The sequence below is a fragment of the Streptomyces sp. GL_141 genome (genome assembly GCF_057834385.1).
Genome location: NZ_CM174402.1, coordinates 16,869 through 37,947, shown reverse-complemented (window position 1 = coordinate 37,947; position 21,079 = coordinate 16,869). Strand labels below are relative to the sequence as shown.

Sequence of the window (21,079 nt, the reverse complement as noted above, 5' to 3'; positions counted from 1 at the left end):
CCCACCGTCACACGGAACGTCCCACCCTCGTGCGGAACCGGCCCCACCTCGGTCCGGAAGCGGCCAACATGCCCTGGGAACCGTCTGCCGTCCCGATTCCGCCCTTCGCCGCCCGGAACGGAAGGGTCCTGAGAAGCGGATCGTTCCGCTCTCGCCCAGGGGTGCCGGGGATCGCCCCAACCGGAATTCCACAGAGAATTGGCCACTATGGCCGGACTCCTTCGGCGGCCCCCGGAATGATACGCACCGGACATTTCTGAAAAGCGACCGGGCGCATCGTGAGGCATTGAACAAAGCGCGCCTCACGGCAACTCTTCTTCCTGTACCCGAACGAACTGACCGCCCGGCGCACCAGCTCGGCGGAAAATCCACGAGTTCAGGGAGACAGAATGAATCTTCGGATGAAGGTCGCCGCGGCGGCCATCGGTATCGCCGCAGCCACCGGCGGTATGGTCCTGCCCGCCACTGCCGTCGCCGCGCCCTCCGGCGCGACCGCGTGCAGCACTCCCGGTTGGAGCGTCAAGGACGGCAGCACCGGCGGCACCAACTCCAACGCGGTGAACATCCGCTCCGGTCCGTCCACCGGCTGTACTGCCCTCGGCCAGGCCCAGATGAGCCACAGCCTGCGCTACGACTGCTGGGTGGACGGTGAGAACGGCACCTGGTCGCACATCAGGAACTACGCGACCGGGTACCAGGGCTGGATCAAGGACAGCCTGCTGAACGGCTGGGGAGCCACCTCCCGCTGCTGACCCCGTTCCTCGGCCCGCCGGTGACCGGTCCACGGACCACGTGACCCGGTCCCCTGGTCACGTGGTCCGTCGCGTGACCGGGGGACCGACCGGGTCACGGGCTCGCGCCGCCCCGCACGGGCAGCGCGACCGTGAACACCGTTCCCGCCCCCACTTCGCTCTCGACCTCGATCCCACCCTGGTGGTCCGCCACGATCTGACGGGCGATCGAGAGCCCGAGCCCGCTGCCTCCGGTGGTCCGGCCGCGCGCCGCGTCCGCCCGCCAGAACCGGTCGAACAGGTGGGGCAGATCGGTCGCCGGGATTCCGCTGCCGGTGTCCCTCACCGCGATCCGCGCCAGCCCGTCCCGTTCGGTCACCTCGATCCGTACGCTGCCTCCCGGAGCCGTATGCCGCACCGCGTTGCCCACCAGGTTGCTGAGCGCCTGTCGCAGCCGCCCCGGATCGCCGTACAGCCGTACCGGCGCCGGCGGGACGGCCGCCGAGAGCTCCACCCCGGCCGCCGCGGCGAGGGCGCCGTGCGCCGTACGGCACGCCTCGGCCAGCACGCGCGCGTCGACGCCCGCACGGTGGTAGGTGAGGACGCCGGCCTCCGCGAGTGCCAGGTCCTGCAGGTCGTCCACGATCCGCTGCTGGAGCAACACCTCCTCGTGGAGCGAGTCGAGCAGTTCGGGATCGGCCGTCAGGACCCCGTCGCGCAACGCCTCCAGATAGCCGCGCAGATTGGCCAGCGGCGTGCGCAGTTCGTGCGCGATGTCGCCGACCATGCGCCGCTGCCGCTCTTCGCTGGCCTGGAGCGAGCCGGCCATGCGATTGAAGGAGCGCCCGAGCTCGGCGATCTCGTCCTTTCCGGCCTCCGGCACCCGGCGGGCCAGGTCCCCCTCGCCGAGCCCGCGGGCGGCGGCGGTCAGCGCCCGGACCGGCCGGAGCACGGCCCGGCTCAGCAGCAGCGCCCCCAAGGCCGCGGCGGCGGCGACGGCGGCGGCGACGGCGGCGGTGGGGCCGGCGGCCAGCGAGCGCCCGGTGCCGTCGAGCGCGCCGAGCCGGACGGTGAGCGGCTGTGGGGCGACCTTCGCGGTCCGCTCGGCGAACATCCGGCGCAGGCAGTCCGTGCGCGCGGCTCCCTCCAGGCGGCCGCAGGCGGCTTCGATGGCGGCGCCGTTCTCGCGCAGCTCGGCGGGGTCACCGACGGCGGCCGGCCGGGTGCAGGCCGCACCGCTCTCGGCCGGGCCCGTGCCCGCGTCCGCGTAGTCGGGTACGCCGAGGGCGGCGACACTCATGGTGACGGCCCGGCCGGCCCGGGTCAGACAGGCCGCGTACGTCACGCTCTGCGTGTACTGCTCGATGGCCGAGGCCGTCATCTTGGGCTGCGAGGGGACGAATCCGCCGCCGGGGAAGACCGGTTCGGGGCGCGGATCGACGAACAGCGGGGCCGCGGTGCCGCCGGCCCGGGGCTCACGGCCGAGCAGCACGTCGGAGTCGGCGAGCTGCGTGCCGGTCGCGTCGGTGATCCGGATCCGCTGCCCGGTGTCCCGCGCGAGTGCCCGCACGGTCCCGCCGACACCGTCCCAGGTCCCGTGGCCCAGCGCGTACTGCCTCAGCTCCTCGGTGATCCCCGCGACGACCTGCCGATCGGCGGCGGCCGACTCCCGTACCTGACGGGTGACCTGAGCGAGTGTCAGCCACGCGGTCGCGGCGGTGGCGGTCACCACGACGAGGAGGAAGAGCGCGAACACCCGGACCCGGAAGCTCACGCGCCCGCCCCGGTGCCGTCGGCGAGCCGATACCCCCGCCCGTACACCGTCTCGAGCAGCCGCGGCCGCCCCGGGTCCGTCTCCAGCTTCCGCCGCAGGTTCATCACATGGGCGTCGACCGTCCGTTCGAGGACGCCCCGGTCCAGGCTGAAGACGTGCTCGATGAGCTGGGCCCGGGTGAAGACCCGCCCCGGTTCGCGGGCGAGGACCTCCAGGAGGGCGAACTCCTTGGCGGTGAGCCCCACCGGCCGTCCGGCGACGTGCACCTCGAAGCGTGCGGGGTCCAGTTCGAGGGCGCCGACCCGCAACGGGCCCGGCCTGGCGGCGCCCGCGCCGGCCGTATGGGACCGGCGGAGCAGCGCCCGGACCCGGGCGGTGAGCTCGCGCGGACTGTAGGGCTTGGTGAGATAGTCGTCGGCGCCGAGGTCGAGGCCGAGGAGCAGGTCCTCCTCGGTGCTCCGGGCGGTGAGCAGCAGGATCGGCACCTCGGAGCCCTCGGCCCGCAGAATGCGGCACACGTCGAGCCCGTCGACGTACGGCAGCATCACGTCGAGGACGATGAGATCCGGCCGGCCGGCCCGCGCACTTTCCAGCGCACTGCGCCCATCGGCCACGACCTGGACGGAATTTCCCTCCCGCTCCAGATAGATCCGCACGAGCCGTGACTGCTTTTCATCGTCCTCGGCGACCAGAATGCGTGCACTCACCGATTTCCCCCACCCCGAACCAGGAATTCACTCAGAAGGCGACGGGACAACGTTATTACACGCCCAAGGCAGCGGTCACACCGACGCCTCACCAAAACCCACCGCAACTGGTCCGCGACGCGCCCCCGCCTCTCCGGCCTGGCCGCCGATGACCGGGCGCAGTTTGCGGGTGATCCGCATTGTGAGCCGTTGGCCCTTGTTGCCGGCCAGTGACGGGGGCGGCCCAGCTGCTGGGCCCCGTCCCCTGCGCGTCGTACGAAGCTCGGCCCGGGAAGCAGCCACCGGACGCACGGCGTTGAACGGCTGGGCCTCCACCTTCTGGTGGCTTGCTTGCCTGCGCAACGCCCGAACACGGCCTCCAGAGCGAGCCGGCCCCGACTCCGAATCGGCAACAGGGCTGATCTGTCACCTGTCACCTGCACGTGCGGCGTCTCGTGGGGGAGATCCCTTAGGGCAGAGGGGATGATGTCAGGTCCAGGGCCTGGCGGCCGAACCTCAGCATGCCGAGGAAGAACAGGCCGCCGAGCAGCAGGAGGCCTGCCACGATCACCACGGAGACGAAGGCTTCCTTCGGGGTCACCAGAACGAACAACGCGATGAGCGTCCACAGTCGTGCGCAGATGGCGACCGGTAGTTCGAAGCGTCCCAGGTCGAAGGCGCCCTTCTTGCGGCTCAGGCGTCCGCGCACCGTCAGGGAGAGCACGATGGTCGCGCCGTAGGTCACCGCGGGGAGGATGGTCGAGGCCGTGATCAGCTCCAGCAGCGCGGCTCCCGGCAGGGCGACCATCAGGACGACGCCCAGGGCGAAGACCAGCACGGTCGCCGGGATCGGCGTCCTCGTGCGGGGGTTGACCCGCCGCAACAGCCGGTGGGCGGGGAAGCGCGCGTCGCGCGACATCGCGAAGACGAGCCGCGAGCACGAGACCATCACCACGATCCCGGCGCCGAAGAACGCGATGGCGATCGCGACGAGCAACGTCCTCTCCATCGCCGCGCCGAGCTGGTCACGCATGATCGCCGCGACCGGTGAGCCCTCGGCGCTGATGCGGGGGATGTCGTCGATCGCGACGGTGAGCGTGATCAGGACCAGCATGCCCAGAACCCCGGCCGCCACGACCGACCCCACGATCGCGCGCGGGACGGTGCGGAAGGGGTCCTTGGCCTCCTCGGCCAGGTTCGCCGCCGAGTCGAAGCCGACGAGGGTCGCAAGCCCCATGATCATCGCAAGCATCAGCCCGCCGCCGACCGCGAAATGGCCGGGGGTGTCTTCGACGACACCACGCGAGGTGAGGTTGCCGACCGCGCCGTCGCCCGTGACGGCCACGGCGATGACGAGCGCGATCGCCACCACCACTACGAGGGTCAGTTCGAGTCCCACCGCGACCGTGTTGATCAGACTGACGAATCCGCGTGGAAGCCACGGCCAGCACGGTCTGGACGAGCAGCACCACCAGTGTGATCAGGCGCGCGGCGTCCTCGTTCGGCGCGATGTCGACGAGCGGCATGAACGCCTGGCTGGCGAGCGCGTTGTCGACCGCCACCACGCCGATCACCAGGTAACAGAAGGTCAGCCACCCGAACCACCAGCCGATCCTCGGGTTGGCCAGCCGCGAGGCCCACTGGTACGAGGAACCGCTGAGCGGGATACGGGCCGCGAACTGGGCGACCACCAACGCCACCAGGGTCTGTCCGGCCGCAGCGACGACTCCACCACCGCGGCCACCTCACCTTCCGGGGCTCCTCCAGTGCCCGGGGCACACGGCGGGCACGGGCTGATCAGTGCACGATTTTCACCGTCTCCGACGGCTATCTCCCGTTCGGCTCAGGAGAACGGCTGCGCGGATACCAATCCGCCCCCGCCACGCCGGCCGGCCGGACGCCGCCGCACTCTCCTGCGGCGGATCCCACCTCGATGGTCCGTTGTAAAACGTCCGAGCGGGGTCACGAGCGTTCGTACGCCGTGAACGGGGGGTCCGCCGGCACGTAGTCGCTCAGGCCGGCGCCGATGAACAGGTCCTTGTACTCGAAGATCCTGGCCGTGGAGACGCCGTCGTGGAAGCTGCGGACGTCGCGCTCCTTGCCGGTGGCGGCGTCGAGGACGTACAGGTCCTTGTGCCCGAGCGCCGAGGTCGGGCTGGTCCTGACGATCACCGTGACCTTGCCGTCGTGAAGGTTCAGGCCGAGAGCCTGGGTGTCGTCGAGTCCGGTCTTCCAGACCTGCCGGCCGGTGGCCAGGTCGAAGGCGACCGCGCGGTGACGGGTGCCGCCCTTCATGTAGTAGCCGGCCAGGGCGTAGAGCCGGGTGCCGTCCGTTGCCGGCCAGGGCGGATTCTTGCCGTCGAGGGTGCCGTACGCGCCGATGTAGTCGATGGGCGGATTGGGGCGGCCGTCGTTGCCGAAGGAGTGGAAGGCCCCGTCCTCGTAGCCCACGACCAGCGGGTCGGCCGAGATGACGGACGTGGTCACGTCGTAGCCGACGGGCTCACGATCGCCGAACGGGGTGGACCACAGCAGCGCACCGGTGGCCGGGTCGAAGGCGGTCGCGTGCAGTTCGGCGCCTACGGGGATGCCGGTGCTCGTTCGCTTCTCGGGGTCGCCGCAGGCGAGGAGGGCGGCGACGTGCCGTTTGGCCGGCGCGGCTTTGCCCGTGACGCAGTTCGCGGGAAGGGCCGCCGTCCAGCGGGACGCACCGGTGCGTACGTCGACGGCGCGCAGACCCTTGTCGGCGAGTACGGCCAAACCGCCTCCCGCGGCCACCGGGTTGGGCTTGAAAGAACCGCCCCGGCCCTCGTCGGCGGGGATCGGCGCGCGCCAGATCTCTCGACCGTCCTTCATGTCGATGGCGGCGACGGCGGTGCAGAGCTCCCGCTTGGACGAGGCCGGCCGGGTCTCGTCGTCGCGGGTGACGAGCAGGACGGAGCTGTCGAGGTCGGCCTCGGCTGCACAGATCTCGGAGCGGCCGGGCGGCCGGTACTCCCAGGCCCGCTTTCCGGTACCGGCGTCGTAGCCGGTCACCGCGTCGGAACGGCTCCGCACCAGGGTGTCGCCGGCCAGCCAGGCCCCGTTGCCCTGTTTGGAGGCCTTGTCGTCCGCCGGGGTCTTCCAGGCGATGTCCATGGAGTCGCCGGGGAACCGCTCCGTGGCGGCGAGGCATCCGGCCGTGATGCCGCTGATGAGGACCACGGCGATGCCGCCCGCGATCAGCGTGCGGCCGAGCCGTCCCCTGCGCCTCGGTACGGGCGATGGAGCGAACACCGCGACCACGACATCAGGCACGCACCGGCGTCGGGCCCCATCTGGGCCTGGGCGCGGACGCGTTCCGGGTGGGCGCTGGGCGTACCCCTGGCTGACGGGAGCACTCCGAAGCTGGACCGGCGATCCTCACACGGTGTACGCGCCCGAGGGGACCGGGACCTAGTGAGTACAGCTAGTGACAGCGGGGTTCGAGGGATCGCAGTTGCCGGGGTTGTTGTTTGCGATGGTGGTGTGGTTGAGGGTGACGCTTCCGCCTTCGTTGTGGAGGCCGGCGGGGGCGTAGGCCGCGGTATTGCCTGTGACACGGGAGTCGGTGAGCGTGGCGTCACCCTGGTTGTGAATGCCGCCGCCGGTTCCTTGAGTGACCGCGTTCCTGTCGATGGCGGTGTTGCGGGTATTGAGCGTTCCGAAGTTGTAGATACCGCCACCGGAGAAGCTCGCGGTGTTGCCGCGGATGGTCGTGAGCATGTTGATGGTGAGCGTGCCGAAGTTGGCGATGCCCCCGCCGGTTCTGGCGTCGTTGCTGCGGATCTGGCTGTCGGAGATCGTCGCGGAGGAACTGTTGTTGTGGATGGCGCCGCCCAGGCCTTTTGCTTCGTTGCCGGTGAGGATGCTCGCCGTGACGGTGAAGGGTGCGGAGATGCTGCTCTGCGAGATGGCTCCGCCGTTGCCACCGCTGACGGGGCCGGTGGAGTTGCTGGTGAAGACGCTGAGGTCCACGCGCGTGGTGCCGCTGCTCAGGATGGCACCGCCGTGGCCGGCTTCCGTCCTGTTGCCTTTGAAGTAGGACCCTACGACGCGGAGGGTTCCATTGCTGTTGTGGATGGCGCCGCCTCCGTTGCCGGAGGCGTTGCCGGTGAGGCGGGTGTTGTTAAGGGAAGCAACGGTGCCGAACCCCAGCTGGATGGCCCCACCCTGGGCGCCTCCTCCGGCCTTGGCGTTGGTGAGGGCAAGGTCTCGGAGGGTCAGGTTCGCACCGGTGACAGGGGGGAGGGTGAAGAAACGGAACTCGTTGCCGGTGTTGTTGTCGCGGGTGATGGTGGCGTTGCGCCCGTTGATGGTGATGGGGCTGGTGATCTGGGGGAGCGCGGCCTGTCCGGGGCCGGCGATCTGCTCGGCGTAGGTGTAGGTGCAGTCGCGGGCGAGGTTGAGGGTGTCGGAGGTGGTGGGGGTGCTGTTGGCGGTGGTGATGGCCTCGATGAGGGCGGCGGGGGAGCAGGCGACGTCGATGGTGGCGGCGTGAGCGGGGGCGGCGGCCAGGCCGGCGAAAGTGAGAGCGAATGCGGGCGCGGCGAGCAAGGTAGCGGCCTGGCGGGGGCGGCGCAGTGGCCTCATCGTCTGACTCCTTTTTGGGGGAGGCGCCGGGGGGCGATCCGATCATTGTTTACATCAACTCAACATCTATCCTTTTCGGGACACACCGGGCATATGTAGTGGGTTGCTGCGACCTGCCCGCCACCCCCACCCCTTGCTCGGACCTGCTGCCGCCAGAGATATGCGAGCAACTGATCCGCCCACTGGCCGCCGCGATGGAACCCAGCGCGAACGCGTGCGGCGGCGGCACCGAATGGGCGCCCCGGCCAGGACAGGACGACCACCTGCCTCTGCCCGTGCTCCTGCCCCTGCCGCGCAGCGCTATTGATCATGACTGTCACGGGTTGGCCGAGCTTCTGCCGGCAGGCACCCATCGCGAAAGCGGCTGGCTGTCATGGGTGTGCCTGTCCGCACCTTGTTCCTGCGGCCTGGCCGTTCGTGAGCCGTACGGCGGCGCCGGAGCGTCCGGCCGTAACCCGCTCGCCGAGCACGCGGCCGCGAGAGCCGCCCGGACGGTGGCGCCCGCTGACCGGGCATCGGCTGGAGTGCCTGCCGGAATTGGCTGGCAGGTGCATGACGGGTTGGTGGGGTGCGGGGCTACCTTCTTAGGGCTCCGGAGGGGCGGCTGTCCGAACGTGCGGCCACAAACGGGCGGTGGCGGCGTCTCCAGTGCCCCGGCTCCACCGAGGGGCCGGGTCCCCCCACGCATGAAGGAAGACGACCATGTCTCTGGGCACCTGGCTGAAGGTCGGCACCGCCGCCGCCGCAATGGTTCTCGCGGCTGCAACCGGCGCGACCGCGGCACCCACAGCCTTACCGGACGCCTCCGCTGCGGTGGTGACGCTCCGTTACGACGACAGCCGGGCCGGCGGCTGGGAAGCGGCCATCACGGCCGGGGTCGCTTCCTGGAACGCGAACGTCAGCAACGTTCGGCTGGTGGAGGCCGCGCCCGGGGTCCGGGCCGAGATCGTTATCGTGGCCACCACCGGCTGGCCGCAGGCCACCCTCGGACCGGTCCGCCCTGGGCGACAGGTGCGAGTCGAACTCGGCGCGCAGGCTGTGAGCCAGGGGTACGACAAGACGCGCATCGCCGCGCACGAGCTGGGGCACAGCCTGGGTCTCCCGGACACCAAGCCGGGGCCGTGCTCCCAGCTGATGTCCGGGTCCAGCGCCGGAACGGCCTGCACCAACGCCGTGCCCAACGCGACCGAGCGGTCCCGCGTGCAGAACGCGTACGCGAACGGACTCGCGGCAACCGTGCCGACCGACGGCCGGGTACTCATCGACGCCCCCTGACCGGGGAACCGGCGAGTGGGCCGGCGCGGGGTCCTGGCCCGGACGGACCTCCCGGAGGGCAGCCACGCCGCCCCACTGCCGCGCCCTCATCGGCGTGAGCATGAAGCAGGGGGTTGGGGGAGACGTGCGGTGGACGGTGGCCCCTGCAGACCACCAAGCTGCACCGCCACGTCCGCCAGCGCACCACGGAGGCCGTCTCCCCGAGATGACCCACCGCGAAGCCCTGTCCGTCGAACTCGACGACCTGTCCATCAACGTCACCCACCCCCTCATGGACCTCCGGCGCCGGCTGCCGGACTTCCTGAGAACCGGTACCTGGCGGGCTCCCTGGCACGCCACGGGTACGGGGCGTCGACGACTTCGCGATCCGTCGCGGCCAGACCTACTCCACCGTCTTGACCGGCGTCGAAGATCATCGCGTGGTCGGTGTGCTCCCGACCCGCGAAGCCGGGCCACTGGCCGCCTGGTTGATCCAGCGCCCGGACATGGTGATCATTTGCCGAGGCCGAGCCGCCGCGAAGGCCGAGGGCGCCCGCCGCGGTGCCCCCGACACAGTCCGTGTCTTGTGCACAATTCCGGGCACCTTCCTCGACGGCGAGCTGCGTTCGAGCATCCTCTCCTCCTCGTGCCCGGCGCTGGGCACGAGCACCACGGGCTTGCCGCGCCATGACGACGCGTCGTACCTGCTGGCACCCTGGATGCGGTCGCGCTACGCGGCGCCCGCCGCCGCCAGCACCGCGACGGGCAGGAGCAGGATCCACTGCGGCAGGCGGAGCAGTGGCCTGGGCCAGCCGACGGACAGGGTGATGACGAGGAAGGCGGCTGCGTACGCGAGGAAGTGCGCGGCCACGAACCACGCCAGCAGGCCGGTCCCCGGCGTACCGTCCTTCTGGGAGAGGTAGAGCAGGGCGAGTCCGGACAGCGCCAAGTCGATGCTCACCATGTGCCAGACGGCGTGCAGGACGCGCTTGGGTTCGTCCGCGAGCCCCGAGGACAGCAGCGGGCGCACCACATCGCGGCCCCCGCCGATGACGTGCACTGCGGCGACGCCGACAGCGGTGATACCCGCCGCGAGAAGCCAGCCGTTCATCGGACCTCGATTCCCTTGGCCACGACAGCGGCCAGCCGTGCGGCCAGTTGCCGGTCAGGGTGCTCCCCGACCAGTCCTACGTGGAAGAACACGGCTCCTGCCAGCGCGTCCAGGACCAGGTCCACCGGCGTTTCAGCCGCGATCTCCCCGCGCCCGACGGCGCGTTCGAAGACGATCAGCAGCCGTTCCTTCGACGGGGCCAGGAAGTCGCCGCGGATGCGCGCCTTGAGTTCCGGATCGGCGGCGAAGTCGGCGAGCAGCCCCGGGAGAGCCGCCGCGGCGGCAGGCGCGCGGAACTCGTCGACCAGGCCCTGGAGCAGCACGGTCAGATCCCCGGCCAGCGTGCCGGTGTCCGGGGGCGGAGCGTCATCAGTCGTCGTGAAGACGGCCTCGAAGACCAACTCGGGCTTGCCCGGCCACCGCCGGTAGATCGTGTCCTTGCCCACGCCGGCCCGCGCGGCCACCGCCCCGATCGAGGTGGCGGCGTAGCCGACCTCGACCACCAGCTCCACCGTCGCGCCGATGATCGCCTCGTGCGACCGGGGATCCCTGGGTCGCCCCCTGGAGGGCGGAGAAGAGCTCATGGCATTTACCTTACGGGTCGACCCGTAAGTTAAGCAAGAGATCGGCCCCGCAACCCAACGCCGGCCCACTACGACGGTGGTGGGCGTGCACGGCGTCCGGACATCGGCCGATGGCGAGCCGTCCGAAGCCGCGACCTGGGATGAGCGGCTCTACTTCGTACCCGGCTACCGCGATGGCCAGCGCCCTTTCGGCGGGTTCACCGTACGGAGCGTCCGCATGGCCAAGCAAGGGCAGGACGAAGGTCTCGACGTCGCCATGCTGGAGATGAACCCCGGCAGCGATGGACGAAGCATCTCCGAGGTGACCGGTGCGCAGAAGATCTCGTTCACGGTGGCGCCTCGTGTCCGGACCCGCTTCTTCGGCTACCCGTACACCGCGCGCGTCCTGCACTGCGAAGGCCCTTCAGGGCGCGGGCCGGGGAGCGGTGGTCTCCTGAGCATCCCGTGCCGGGCGCGTCGTAGCGGTGAACGCAGGCAGTGACGAGGAGGTCAGCTACGGCACGGCCCTCGGCCCCTTCGCCCAGCGCCTCTACACCAAGTCCGAGCAGCACCGTTGAAGCTTCTGGGTGCACGGCTCCTGTCGGGGTGCGTTCAGCCGGCTGCCGCCAGCTGCTCGTGCTGACGCTTCATGAGGGAAGTAGGAGGCCGTTGTCCATCCGAGGGGGTGAGATAGACGGCCAGTGACCCACCGGTTCGCACGATCGTCATGATCTGCCGCTTTGCGGGAGCTTCGTCGGCGGTCACCGAGTAGGAGACGGATTCGTCACCCACGTCGGCGGACGGCAGCGCCGCGAGGGTGACCGGGTCCGACCAGCCGCGCTGGGAGGAGGCCGAGAAGCTCTTGCACACGGTGAGAGCCGCGTGCAGCTCGCTCATCCAGTCCTTCGCCCCACCCGTTGCGAAACTGGAGAGGACGACGCTCCCGCCGGAGTTTCCGGTCTTGTCCTGGAGCACGGCCCAGACGGTCCCGGTGGGTTGATGCCTGGGCTTGACGCTCACCACGTCGGCCAGCGGCTGACAGGCCGGATCGGACGCCGTGACGACGTCCTCTTCCTCGAGAATGGGCCATCGCTCGGGCATGACGGTGAACCCGGAGTGCTTGCCGTCCAAGAGGGCGTCCGCGAGTTGCGCCGAGGTGAGCATCGCCCGCCCCTGCTCCCGCGTCTCCCTCGCCTCTCCTGTCTTCCCACTGGTGCAACCCGCTGCTGCGGAGGACAGGACGAGGAGCGCCAGCACTCCCCGTATGAAGCCACGCACGCTGTTTCTCCATCGTCGAAGGCCGGAGAACGGATTCTCTCAGGCACGGCCGGTTCGTCTGGCGGCAGGATGCCGGCGGGCGCTGTCGCCGCTGTTTGGACGCACGTGAACCCGTACGGCCGGTTCTCGATCTCGGTCCCGTCGCGCCTGTCCCCGGTCAGCGGACGGGTGAACCCCAGCCGGCAGCCGCCGCCGGGTGAGGTCGGCTACCGGCTCAACGCACGGACCACGGGTACGTCAGTCAGTGTCAGTCGCGGCCAGCACGGCCAGGCCGATGTCCCAGGCCACTCGCTCGAACCACTTCGTGTCGGCGCCGAAGCGGTGCCAGATGCAGTCCCGCACACGTGCTTCGACCTCGTCGGCGGTGGCGCCTTCTGGGCTTCCGGCGAGCGCGGCCAGGGACTGCCAGGCCGCTAGACGGCCGTAGGTGCCGTAGGACCCGGAGTGCGAAGAGCACTCGCCATACCTGGGCCGGCGGACGGACAGCGACCGACAGAGCGGCCTTCTTCCCCGCTCCATACAGACACTCCAGGTCCACCGTCAGGAGCGCGTTCGGGACCGATGCGACGTTCAGGGTTCTCCGAGTTCAAAAACCCGCGCCTCGATGCGCCTGTTGGACTCTTGCCCGGGCGGAGTCCACAGCCGCGATCGTTTCCCAGATCTGCGGACCGGCTCCACACTCGCATCCTGGAGCACGCCCGCGCGGTGTGGGAGGCGGAGCCGACGCTGGAGAACGTCTCCGTACTGGCCGGCGCGACCTCGGCGTTGGCGTGCTCCTCGCCCGCACGGAACCGCTTTCGCCGGCGGACACTTTCCACCTGGAGTTCGGCTTCCGTCACACGCTCGCTCGCCTCGCCGCGGCCCTCACCGACATCGGGATGCCCGAGGATCAGGTCGGCCGCCTTCTGGAGCCGCTGGAGCAGTCTCTCCCCGGGGGCGCGGGGGACCGCTGCGAACAGGCCGACGGCGTGGATGCCGAGGACGACGACGGGGTGGTCGTAGCCGAACGGCTGGCCGACGAGGCCTTCGGGTTGGCGGAGCTCGGCCACGGCTGCGACGCGAAGAGCCGCCTGGACCAGGCCTTGTCCCTGGCCTGCGCGGGGGAGGCGGAAGGCGCGGAAGACCTCCTCCGCCGGCACGTGGTTCCCACGGACCGCAGCAAGAAGGCGGAATGGCGGCGTGCGGACTGGCTGGCCCGGATCGCCGTGGCCGCGGGGCTCGCGGACCGCGAGACGCAGAGGTCGGGCGAGCTGCTCCTCCCGCTCCTCGAGGACTTGCGCGCCGGCAGGAGGTCGCCCCAGGCGATGTGCACCCTGCTGGGCCGCTTCGCCGACCTCCTTCCTGCCGTGGCCGTGGCCGAGGTCGAGGTCGAGGTCGATGGCGAGCTCCCGTACGGCCCGCTCCTCCACGAGGTGAAGGACGCTGGTCTCGACTACGCGGACCGGAAGGATCCGAAGACCTGGCAGCCCGAAACGGTCCTGGTCCTCACGCCTGACGCACGCGCCGACGAGCAACCGGCCAGGCGGTTCCTCGACCTGAGCCTGACCACCGCGGGCTGGTACCACGCCCTTCGCGTCCTGCCCCGGGTCGAGCCCGAAGCGGTTGCCCACGCCCGGGACATCGCGGTCGTCCAATCCCCTACTGCGGGAGGCACGCAGCAGGGCGGGAGCCCACACCTCTCACCACGCACGAGGTCGTCAGTCGGCGAAGGCGACACGGGCCAAGGAGCCGGCGGCCCGGGGGCTCTCAGGCCGGCCCCGCAGTCCGTGAACGCAGAACTACCGTGGGATCTCTGCATCAGGACGTCAGAACAGGGCTGCGAGAAGAGTCGTCACGCCACGTTGGATCGCCTCCACGTCGGTGGCGACGGACGCCGTCGCGTGCACGCCGGGTGCGATGTAGCCGAGCCACCGCTGGATGCTGTTCCAACGAGGTTCGTCACGGTCGAGCTCCGCCTCGACCCGCTCGGCAGCCGCAACAAGCTCCGCTCCGTCCTCGTACTGTTCCTCGTTCTCACGGAGGTCGCCGACCAGCAGGCTTGCCGCTCTGCGCAGCTCCGCAACCGCGGCCGCGTACTCGGGTGGGGCCTGAGCGCCGGTCGCCGTGGACTGACCTACGGCGACCGTGCTCTGCTCGATCCGCACGTCGCGACCCGCCTGAATGCCGCTGACGTGGCTTACGCCGTGCTCCGACATGCCATTACCCCGATTTCACGGGCTGAGGGATTCCGCCCCGTCCGGCGCCACTGCCGGACCCGACCTTGACACTGGAACGGGTGACAGAGATGTCGCGCCCTGCGAACAGACCGGAGTTGTAGATGGTGGTCTGCCTCTGGATCAGTTCGTGGGAATCTATGTTGTGCCCCTCCAGGAACTGAGCCAGGGCGTCCAGCACGCGGTGCTCGACGGTCTTGGCGTACAGCTCTCGGTCGAGCATCTGGAAGTAGCGGTAGTAGAGCTGGCTGCTCGCTGCCTCCCTGACACTGAACTCGGCGCCGTAATTGAAGGAGTTTACGCGGATCCGACGCGCCTGGCGCCGTTGCTCACTCCCTTGAGAGAGCCGTGCGGAAATATCGCCGAGCAAAGCGAGCGGAGCAATGACCAGCTGCAGCGGGGCGCGAAGTGCAGCCAGACCCAAGAGCGAGAACCACTGACGAAGGGTGGGGGAGTTCAGCCTCAAGTCAACGGCCCGGTACTTCTCGTTCACGGGCGTGAGGAGGCAACTGTTGCCCTCAATGAACGCTATCTCGTTGTGGGGCTGCAGTGCGCATCTCAAGAACAAGGTGCTGACCAGCTCGCCGCCCCAGCCGGTGACGCGGATCGCCAGATAGGGCCGTGCACGGGCCGTGCCGACTTCACGCAGCTCACGCAAGAGAGTCTTCGAGACATGAGCCGCGGGCGGCCCTGCCGGATTTCGTAGCACCTCGGAACGTGTTCGATTGTCGATTCCGAAGAGCAAGTCCCCGCCGTTTATCAGAAGCACCTCGGCAATTTCCATTCCGGGTAGCCGGAGAGCGGCGACACGGGCCGTTATGTGTTCGTTGAGATCGTGGATGGTGAACGGGACGATCTGTTTGCCCGTCTCGGGCCGTGCGGTGTTCAACGCGAACGACCAACTGCTGTAGGTGCCACCGTGTCCGACGAAGGGGTCGAATCCCGAGGAAATCATCACGTTGCCACGGTCCCGGAGTTCAATCGCTTCGATCCGTTCGGCGTCCTTTCTGTTCCGGGGTCGCGGAGCGTTTCTGGGGTTGAAATTTTCCCGCTTCAGCTGTCGAGATATCACCCTGTAATGCGTGTCGAACATTTCGACAGCCACGATGATCCAAGCGATGAAATAGCCCAGGAGCAGAGACACTCCGTAGGCGGACGGCAGAACGACGTATTTGGATGATTGGTACACCAGCACGCCCAACGCAATGAGCAGGACAACCAGGAGGAGCGAGAGTGCGATGTCCCGGCGCCGCTGCCGACGGTGCGCAGCCAAGGCGTGCCTCAGAACGCAGGCGAGGTCCATGCCGGGCGAGGAGGCTGCAGCGCGGCGAGGTTGGTTCAGGACCAGCGAAACGGCTTCGCGGGCGAGCGCACTGTCGGTGTGCATCGCCGCGCACAGGTACCGGGTCACGTCGTAGGTGAACCAGGACGACGCTCCTGCCGTATGTGACGGAGGAACAGGTGGACCACTGCCGTAAGGTCCCTGGGCGTGCGGATCGATGGAGGGTTTCATGATGACTGCCCCAGCGATGTGAAAGAAATGGATCCTCGGCGACGACGACCTGGCGTGGTGCGATGTGCGACGGTCCGATGGTCGTGGACCGAGGGGGCGGCCTGAACTCATGGGTAGTCAAAAATTTGACGACGGAGCCAGGCAGGGTTCCCTACATTTCCCAGAGGTGGTTCATTTTACTCCGTTCCGCAGAGGCCGGCATCCTTGTTGGCCGTGATGGAAGCCGCTGCGGGATTCTGAAATACGTTGAACTTTCTATGATGTTGGCGTCGTCCGTCCGGTGCGGAGTCGGCGAGTTCTCCACCCAAGCCTCCCACCGCAGGTTGGTCCCAAGTGCCGGTCCTGGCCCGGGTCGAGCCGGGCAGCCGGTAGCCCGTCCTTGTACCCGCCGCCTGGTCTGCGTAGAGGCTGGTCGTCCCTGCGCTCTGGTTTGTTCGAGCCGGCATCCCCTTTGGGTTCGCCGTCGAGCCGTCGAGCCGTCGAGGTTCACGAATGCAGTTGCGGGCGGAGGCGGCCGCGCGTTTGACCTCACCTCCGGAGGCGCCGGTGACCGCAGCGCCGGTGACCGTGGCGCCCGTGCTCGTAGCGGCTGTTCCCGTTGTCGAGACGGGGTCGGTCGAAGGAACGGCGGAAGCGGGACGGGAACGGCTCGCGGAGTTCCGCGACGCCACCGTGCTCGTGCCCTGGACCAGCACGGTGGCCTGTGGACCGCCGAGTTCGGTGGTCTGGACTGGATCTGTGGCTTTACCGACGAAGCGTCCCGGGCTGGTCCAGGCATGAGCACCCCTTCCGGAGCCTTACCCCCTTTCAGCGGCTACGACTGGGACGCCGGGCTGATCGCCGTGAACTCTGACGAAGTCGCGGTCCTCTGGAACTTCCTGAACACGTGACCCGACCCCGCCTACCGGAAGACCGAGTGCTCAGTGCTCACTAGGGCGCTGACCGCATACCTTCGCCGGATTGGGCGGGTGTGGGGCCATTAATGCCGGCTACCTGGCCGAGGCATCCGCATATGCTCGGCTCGTGCAGCCGCTTTCCGATCGCAGCAATCCGTTGATCACGGCGTTCCCAGCCGAGCTTGCAAGCGATGCCGAGGCGGTCCTGGCGGTGATGCCTGGTTCTCGGCACCAGCCGCACGCCTCGTTCTCGGTCGCTGTCGAGGGCCGGCAGGTTGTGATCCCCGGGCGCCTCTACAACAACACGAGCCGCCGGCTGACAGGGTGGCGTCGCTTTCGTCGCGCCAGCAACAGCTTCTGCACTGCCTGTACTCAAGGCACTGCGACGGCATGGTCAGGCAGCGCCACCTGGAGAAGGTCGTTGGTTCCACGGACCCATGGGTCGTCCCCTTCGTCGTGCAGCTGGTTGGCGAGTACGTCTTGGAGATCCTGGTCGTCATCTGCGATGAGCTCCGTGATCTCGCCACGCCCGGCACCTGCGGCCACCTCGCCTACGGGCAGTTCCTCGTGGACAACCCTGCCTTCTTCGCGTGCACTCAACGGCGGGTCGTGAGCTACTGGAACTGCTACTACCGGGGCACCTACGCGAGTTTCCGGGGCTATCCGGGGTGCACGATTCTTGACCTCCTACGGTCCGCTGCCTCCGACAGAGCAGGACATCCCTGGCCCAACCTCGCTCCAGCCGGCGCCAGGGTGGACGGCTACTGCTAGGACCCGGCCGGGCAAGGTCGCCGGGCTGGTCAAGCGGCATCGGCGAGGGGACGTCCGCCCCCAACGGATGCCCTTCTCGCTGCGGATGCGACCGGGCTCGTCACCAACGACCCTGAGTCGAACGGGTGACGGGCCGTACCCTCACCGCCTACCTGCGCCACACCTGGCACACCCGCCCCTGGGCCCTGTTGGTCGCTGAACAGATGTTGCGCAACCTACGCGGAGAACCCGCCCGGCCGACTGCCCCGGCGTCTCGGCGAGTTCTACCCCGTACCGGACATCGGCCTCCCCGAGGCCGACATCCAGCAGTGGCTGCTGCTGGGCGCCGACCACATCAAGCGCACGGGTGACATCCCGTCGCCCGCGGCGGGGCGGGGCGGCTTGAGCTCGCCTCGGACTGCCCTGAGTTCGGCGAGGCGGTTATCTAGCGTTTCCTAGCACAGGAGGACAGGTGAGCCCGCCCGGCGACACACCCCGCGGGACGGCCGGGGCCGCGGCCGCCGCGGCCCCGGAACTCCGTTCAGAAGGCGCTCAGCGCGTCGCGGGTGTTGGTGCGGTACAGGCCGACCTTGGGGTTGGCGACGCTGCCCGGCTTGGAGAGCTGGAGGCTGACGCCGTCCGCGTTCGGCATGTGCTCCTTGTCGGCCAGGATGTTGACCTCGTCGGCCACGGGGCCGGTGCCTCCCGACGGGTTGAGGTTGACGGCCGCGTACGCGGTGGCGCCGGGGTGCAGCGGGTACGCCGGGGCGCCGCCCAGACCACCGGGGGCAGTGGCCTGGAGACCGAGCGCGGCACCCTTGGCGCTGAAGCCGACGGTGGGGAAGTAGTCCAGACCGCAGGAGGTGGAACCGTTGTTGGTCACGGTGATGACGCGGACGGTGGCCGGAGTGCCCGCCGGGGAAGAGACCTTGACGGTCAGGTTCCGCGCCGAGCAGGGGTGGGTGTAGGCGTAGGAGTCACCGGTGGTGTCCCCCGTGCCCTTGCCGCCCGAACCGGCCTTCGCCGGGGTGGCGGCGGCCGTGCCGGTTCCGGTGCCCTTGCCGGCGGACGGGGCGGCGGAGGCGCCCTCCCCGGACGGCGTCACGGTCCCGGTCGAGACCTGCTTGTCCGCGCTCTTGCTCGCGGCGGGGTTCGCGGCCGGCCCGCCGGCGCTGTCCGAGCCGCCGCAGGCGGTCAGGGCCAGAGCGAGACCGGCGGTGGCGGTGGCCAGGGCGGTGGTGCGAAGTCGGTAGGTGCGCATGGGGAACTCTCCGTATCGGTGCGGTCGTCAGACGGAGGCTTTCGCTTTCCGCTTTCCGCCTGACGAGACGTTGGGTGGGACATGGGGCTGCTGTTCCGGTCGGCTGCTGCTGCAGGCGGCCGAGGGCGGCCGGTGGGGCGGGTGGGGACCCTCCCGTTGCGACTGCCGTATCCGACCGCCGATCCGATGGGCGGACCGACGGGCTGATGACGCAACTGTGGGGCCGGTTTTGTTCCAGTGGCGTCTGGGCCGGGATAGTAGGAACCCTGTAACGCTCCCGAGCCCTCTCACCTGGGGGATCGGGCGAGCCTGGAACGGGCTTCCGGGATGAGGGGGAGGGTGGAATGGCCACGGAGACGGAGCGGTTCGCGGAGCTGATGCGCGGGTTCAAGGAGCGCTCGGGGCGCAGCTACGGCACGCTCGCGAAGCGTCTGCACTCCAGCAACTCGACGCTGCACCGCTATTGCAACGGCTCGGCGGTGCCCACGGAGTACGCCCCGGTGGAGCGGTTCGCCCGAGTCTGCGGTGCCTCGGCCGACGAACTGGTCGCACTGCACCGGCAGTGGCTGCTGGCGCTGGTGGAGCGGCGGCGGGGGGTGGCGGAGGGGCAGGCCCCGGGGCCGGCGGCGGCGAACTCCGCGGCGCCGCGGGGCGGTAACGCCACGCCGGAGGTGCCGCCTGGATCGGCGGTGGTGGCTGGGGAGGCTTCGCAGGTCCGGCCGCAGGCGGAGACCGACCCCGCACCGGCCCCGGCGTCCGCGGCCGAGTCCACCCCGGCGCGCGGAACTGCCGCTGCTGAGGCACCTGCCCCGGTGCCCACCCCCGCTCCCGCGCCGGCACCGGCATCGGCGGAGGCCTCCGCCCCTGCGCCTGTACCGGAGGCACCCGCACATGCCCCCGCCGCTCTTATCGAGCCGGGTCGCGCCCGGGCCTCCGTACCGGCGGCCCGACGTCGTCGTCGGCTGCTGCTCGCCGTGGCGGCCGCCGTGGCCACCGCCGCGGTGGGGACCGCCGCCGCCGTCTCCGCCATGGGGGACACGGGTCACGGGGACACGCGCCGCGGCGCCACCCAGCCGTCCTCGCGCGAGCGGGTGGCGGCGGGCCCGGCCTTGCCGTCCGGCGGGTCGTCGTCACCCACGCCCACGCCCACGTCCGATTCCGCACTCCCGTCCAGCCCCGGACCGTCGTCCCCCTCGGCAACGTCCCCGTCGGCGACGTCCGTGTCCACCTCGCCGGCCACCGCCCAGGAGGGGGCCTCTCCCACCGCCCCGTTCACGGTCAACGTCCTGCCCGACAACTGGGACAGCCCCTGCGACCAGTGGTTTGCCCTGGACAAGGCACCCGGCACGGTCCCCCCGCCCCCCGCCGGGCAGGCGACCGAAGGATGGGCCCGGGCCCTGGACGCCGTCCCGGCGGGGCACCTGCGCATGCAGCTGACCGTCCAGGGCACCGAGGACAAGGCCACGGTCCTGCACGCGCTGTACGTCCGTGTCGTGAGCGGCCGCAAGGCTCCCGGCTGGAACGCGTACACCATGGGCTCCGGTTGCGGCGGCACGCTGGTGCCGGCGTCCTTCGCCGTGAACCTGGACGACGCCTCCCCGAGGGCCAGGCCCGTACCCGGCAAGGAGGGCGAGCGGCCGACGCCCTCGACCGACTTCCCGTACAAGGTCTCCGCCACCGACCCCCAGGTGCTGAACGTCGACGCCGCCACACTCGGTCAGGACGTCAGCTGGTACCTGGAGCTGGCCTGGAGCAGTGGCGACCGCAAGGGCACCACCCGCATCGACGACCACGGCCGCCCGTTCCGCACGGTCGCCCAGAACACCGGCCACAGCTACTGGTACAACGAGAACAACAACGCCTGGCTCCCGTACACGGAATGACCCCTCACAGCCCGGCCAGCTGCAGGCGAACGCCTCCTGCTCCCCGCGCACGCGGGCATGACCTCACACGACCTCAGCTCATCCGGGCGAGCACGAGGGGCGGGAACCCGCTCCGCTGTTGTTGCCATGGCTGGAGACACCCTCCACGACCGAGGACGCGGAACGCCTCCGGCGGAGGGCGCGACGTCCAGGGCGTGTGCGAGGTCCGCAGCCGGCTGATTTCATCGCGTCGTCGTCCGGGCATCCTCGGCTGCCTGTGAGCGGCCGCGGTTTGGCCGGATCTCGGCGTTTCGCCTGGTCAACCGGGAGGGGTGGCCCTGCCAGGCCTGTCCGCGGCTGACCGTACAGTGTGACGCCCATGTGGACGTCCACATGGGCGACACGGCTTCGGGGGGAACAAAGTGCTCAACTCCGCGCGTTCGCGCGCAAGCTCCAGATCCGCGAGACGGCTGCTGATACCCACTCTGCTGGCGGCGCTGCTGGCGCCCGTCATCCCGGCCGGGAACGCGTTCGCCGCGGCGCCGCCGGCCACCGCTCCCACGAGCGTGGCAACCG

Annotated in this window: 16 protein-coding genes and 3 pseudogenes; 7 read left to right on the top strand and 12 right to left on the bottom strand. The window is 69.8% G+C overall.

Annotated features, from left to right (window positions below; translation table 11 throughout):
• Window positions 1-389: 389 nt before the first annotated feature.
• Window positions 390-752 carry an SH3 domain-containing protein gene (locus AC3IX6_RS00150; protein WP_489368097.1) on the top strand — a complete coding sequence of 121 codons (363 nt, stop codon included), beginning with the start codon at window positions 390-392 and terminating at the stop codon, window positions 750-752.
• Window positions 753-846: 94 nt separating this feature from the next.
• Here AC3IX6_RS00150 and AC3IX6_RS00145 read toward each other — a convergent pair whose 3' ends face one another.
• From AC3IX6_RS00145 to AC3IX6_RS00120, 6 genes and pseudogenes are all read right to left on the bottom strand, one after another.
• A complete protein-coding gene (locus AC3IX6_RS00145) occupies window positions 847-2,505 on the bottom strand; it encodes a sensor histidine kinase (protein WP_489368096.1) in 1,659 nt (552 codons plus the stop codon).
• Entirely contained in the window at window positions 2,502-3,212 is a 711-nt protein-coding gene (locus AC3IX6_RS00140) for a response regulator transcription factor (RefSeq protein WP_489368095.1), read from the bottom strand. The genes AC3IX6_RS00145 and AC3IX6_RS00140 overlap by 4 nt, the downstream gene beginning before the upstream one ends.
• Window positions 3,213-3,660: 448 nt before the next feature.
• Window positions 3,661-4,590: an amino acid permease gene (locus AC3IX6_RS00135; RefSeq protein WP_489368094.1), complete on the bottom strand. Its 930-nt coding sequence runs from the start codon at window positions 4,588-4,590 to the stop codon at window positions 3,661-3,663.
• Window positions 4,591-4,678: 88 nt separating this feature from the next.
• Window positions 4,679-4,882, bottom strand: a pseudogene (locus AC3IX6_RS00130) (amino acid permease); the annotation flags it as partial.
• Window positions 4,883-5,153: 271 nt separating this feature from the next.
• Complete coding sequence (locus tag AC3IX6_RS00125) at window positions 5,154-6,488, bottom strand: outer membrane protein assembly factor BamB family protein (RefSeq protein WP_489368093.1); 1,335 nt, start codon at window positions 6,486-6,488, stop codon at window positions 5,154-5,156.
• A 138-nt stretch (window positions 6,489-6,626) separates the two neighbouring features.
• On the bottom strand, window positions 6,627-7,766 hold the full coding sequence (locus AC3IX6_RS00120) for a hypothetical protein (RefSeq protein WP_489368092.1): 1,140 nt from the start codon (window positions 7,764-7,766) through the stop codon (window positions 6,627-6,629).
• 738 nt (window positions 7,767-8,504) lie between these two features.
• On the opposite strand from AC3IX6_RS00120, the gene AC3IX6_RS00115 reads away from it, so the two are divergent.
• Window positions 8,505-9,077 carry a snapalysin family zinc-dependent metalloprotease gene (locus tag AC3IX6_RS00115; protein WP_489368091.1) on the top strand — a complete coding sequence of 191 codons (573 nt, stop codon included), beginning with the start codon at window positions 8,505-8,507 and terminating at the stop codon, window positions 9,075-9,077.
• A 709-nt stretch (window positions 9,078-9,786) separates the two neighbouring features.
• On the opposite strand, the gene AC3IX6_RS00110 is transcribed toward AC3IX6_RS00115, so the two are convergent.
• Both AC3IX6_RS00110 and AC3IX6_RS00105 read right to left on the bottom strand, forming a co-directional pair.
• Complete coding sequence (locus AC3IX6_RS00110; protein WP_489368090.1) at window positions 9,787-10,167, bottom strand: hypothetical protein; 381 nt, start codon at window positions 10,165-10,167, stop codon at window positions 9,787-9,789.
• Window positions 10,164-10,751 (bottom strand): TetR/AcrR family transcriptional regulator, encoded by a 588-nt coding sequence (locus AC3IX6_RS00105; protein ID WP_489368089.1) that lies wholly within the window; start codon window positions 10,749-10,751, stop codon window positions 10,164-10,166. Before AC3IX6_RS00105 ends, AC3IX6_RS00110 begins: the two co-directional genes overlap by 4 nt.
• Before the next feature lie 76 nt (window positions 10,752-10,827).
• Between AC3IX6_RS00105 and AC3IX6_RS00100 the strand changes: the two genes are divergently transcribed.
• The gene (locus tag AC3IX6_RS00100) at window positions 10,828-11,232 is read left to right on the top strand and encodes a trypsin-like serine peptidase (protein ID WP_489368088.1); all 405 of its coding nucleotides are present in this window, start codon (window positions 10,828-10,830) and stop codon (window positions 11,230-11,232) included.
• Window positions 11,233-11,342: 110 nt separating this feature from the next.
• Here AC3IX6_RS00100 and AC3IX6_RS00095 read toward each other — a convergent pair whose 3' ends face one another.
• Together AC3IX6_RS00095 and AC3IX6_RS00090 are read right to left on the bottom strand one after the other, a co-directional pair.
• Complete coding sequence (locus AC3IX6_RS00095; RefSeq protein WP_489368087.1) at window positions 11,343-12,008, bottom strand: hypothetical protein; 666 nt, start codon at window positions 12,006-12,008, stop codon at window positions 11,343-11,345.
• Between the two features lie 237 nt (window positions 12,009-12,245).
• On the bottom strand, window positions 12,246-12,527 hold the full coding sequence (locus AC3IX6_RS00090; protein ID WP_489368086.1) for a DUF6183 family protein: 282 nt from the start codon (window positions 12,525-12,527) through the stop codon (window positions 12,246-12,248).
• A gap of 251 nt (window positions 12,528-12,778) precedes the next feature.
• Here AC3IX6_RS00090 and AC3IX6_RS00085 point away from each other — a divergent pair, with 251 nt between their 5' ends.
• Window positions 12,779-14,272, top strand: a complete 1,494-nt coding sequence (locus AC3IX6_RS00085) for a hypothetical protein (RefSeq protein WP_489368085.1) — start codon at window positions 12,779-12,781, stop codon at window positions 14,270-14,272.
• On the opposite strand, the gene AC3IX6_RS00080 is transcribed toward AC3IX6_RS00085, so the two are convergent.
• Window positions 14,208-15,632, bottom strand: a complete 1,425-nt coding sequence (locus AC3IX6_RS00080) for a hypothetical protein (protein ID WP_489368084.1) — start codon at window positions 15,630-15,632, stop codon at window positions 14,208-14,210. The genes AC3IX6_RS00085 and AC3IX6_RS00080 overlap by 65 nt on opposite strands.
• 1,125 nt (window positions 15,633-16,757) lie before the next feature.
• Between AC3IX6_RS00080 and AC3IX6_RS00075 the strand changes: the two are divergent.
• Window positions 16,758-17,401, top strand: a pseudogene (locus tag AC3IX6_RS00075) (hypothetical protein).
• A gap of 140 nt (window positions 17,402-17,541) precedes the next feature.
• Window positions 17,542-17,767, top strand: a pseudogene (locus AC3IX6_RS00070) (contact-dependent growth inhibition system immunity protein); the annotation flags it as partial.
• 154 nt (window positions 17,768-17,921) lie between these two features.
• Here the strand turns inward: AC3IX6_RS00070 and AC3IX6_RS00065 are convergent.
• Window positions 17,922-18,641, bottom strand: a complete 720-nt coding sequence (locus AC3IX6_RS00065; RefSeq protein WP_489368083.1) for a DUF4232 domain-containing protein — start codon at window positions 18,639-18,641, stop codon at window positions 17,922-17,924.
• Between the two features lie 344 nt (window positions 18,642-18,985).
• Between AC3IX6_RS00065 and AC3IX6_RS00060 the strand changes: the two genes are divergently transcribed.
• Window positions 18,986-20,524 (top strand): helix-turn-helix domain-containing protein, encoded by a 1,539-nt coding sequence (locus AC3IX6_RS00060; protein ID WP_489368082.1) that lies wholly within the window; start codon window positions 18,986-18,988, stop codon window positions 20,522-20,524.
• Window positions 20,525-21,079: the final 555 nt, after the last annotated feature.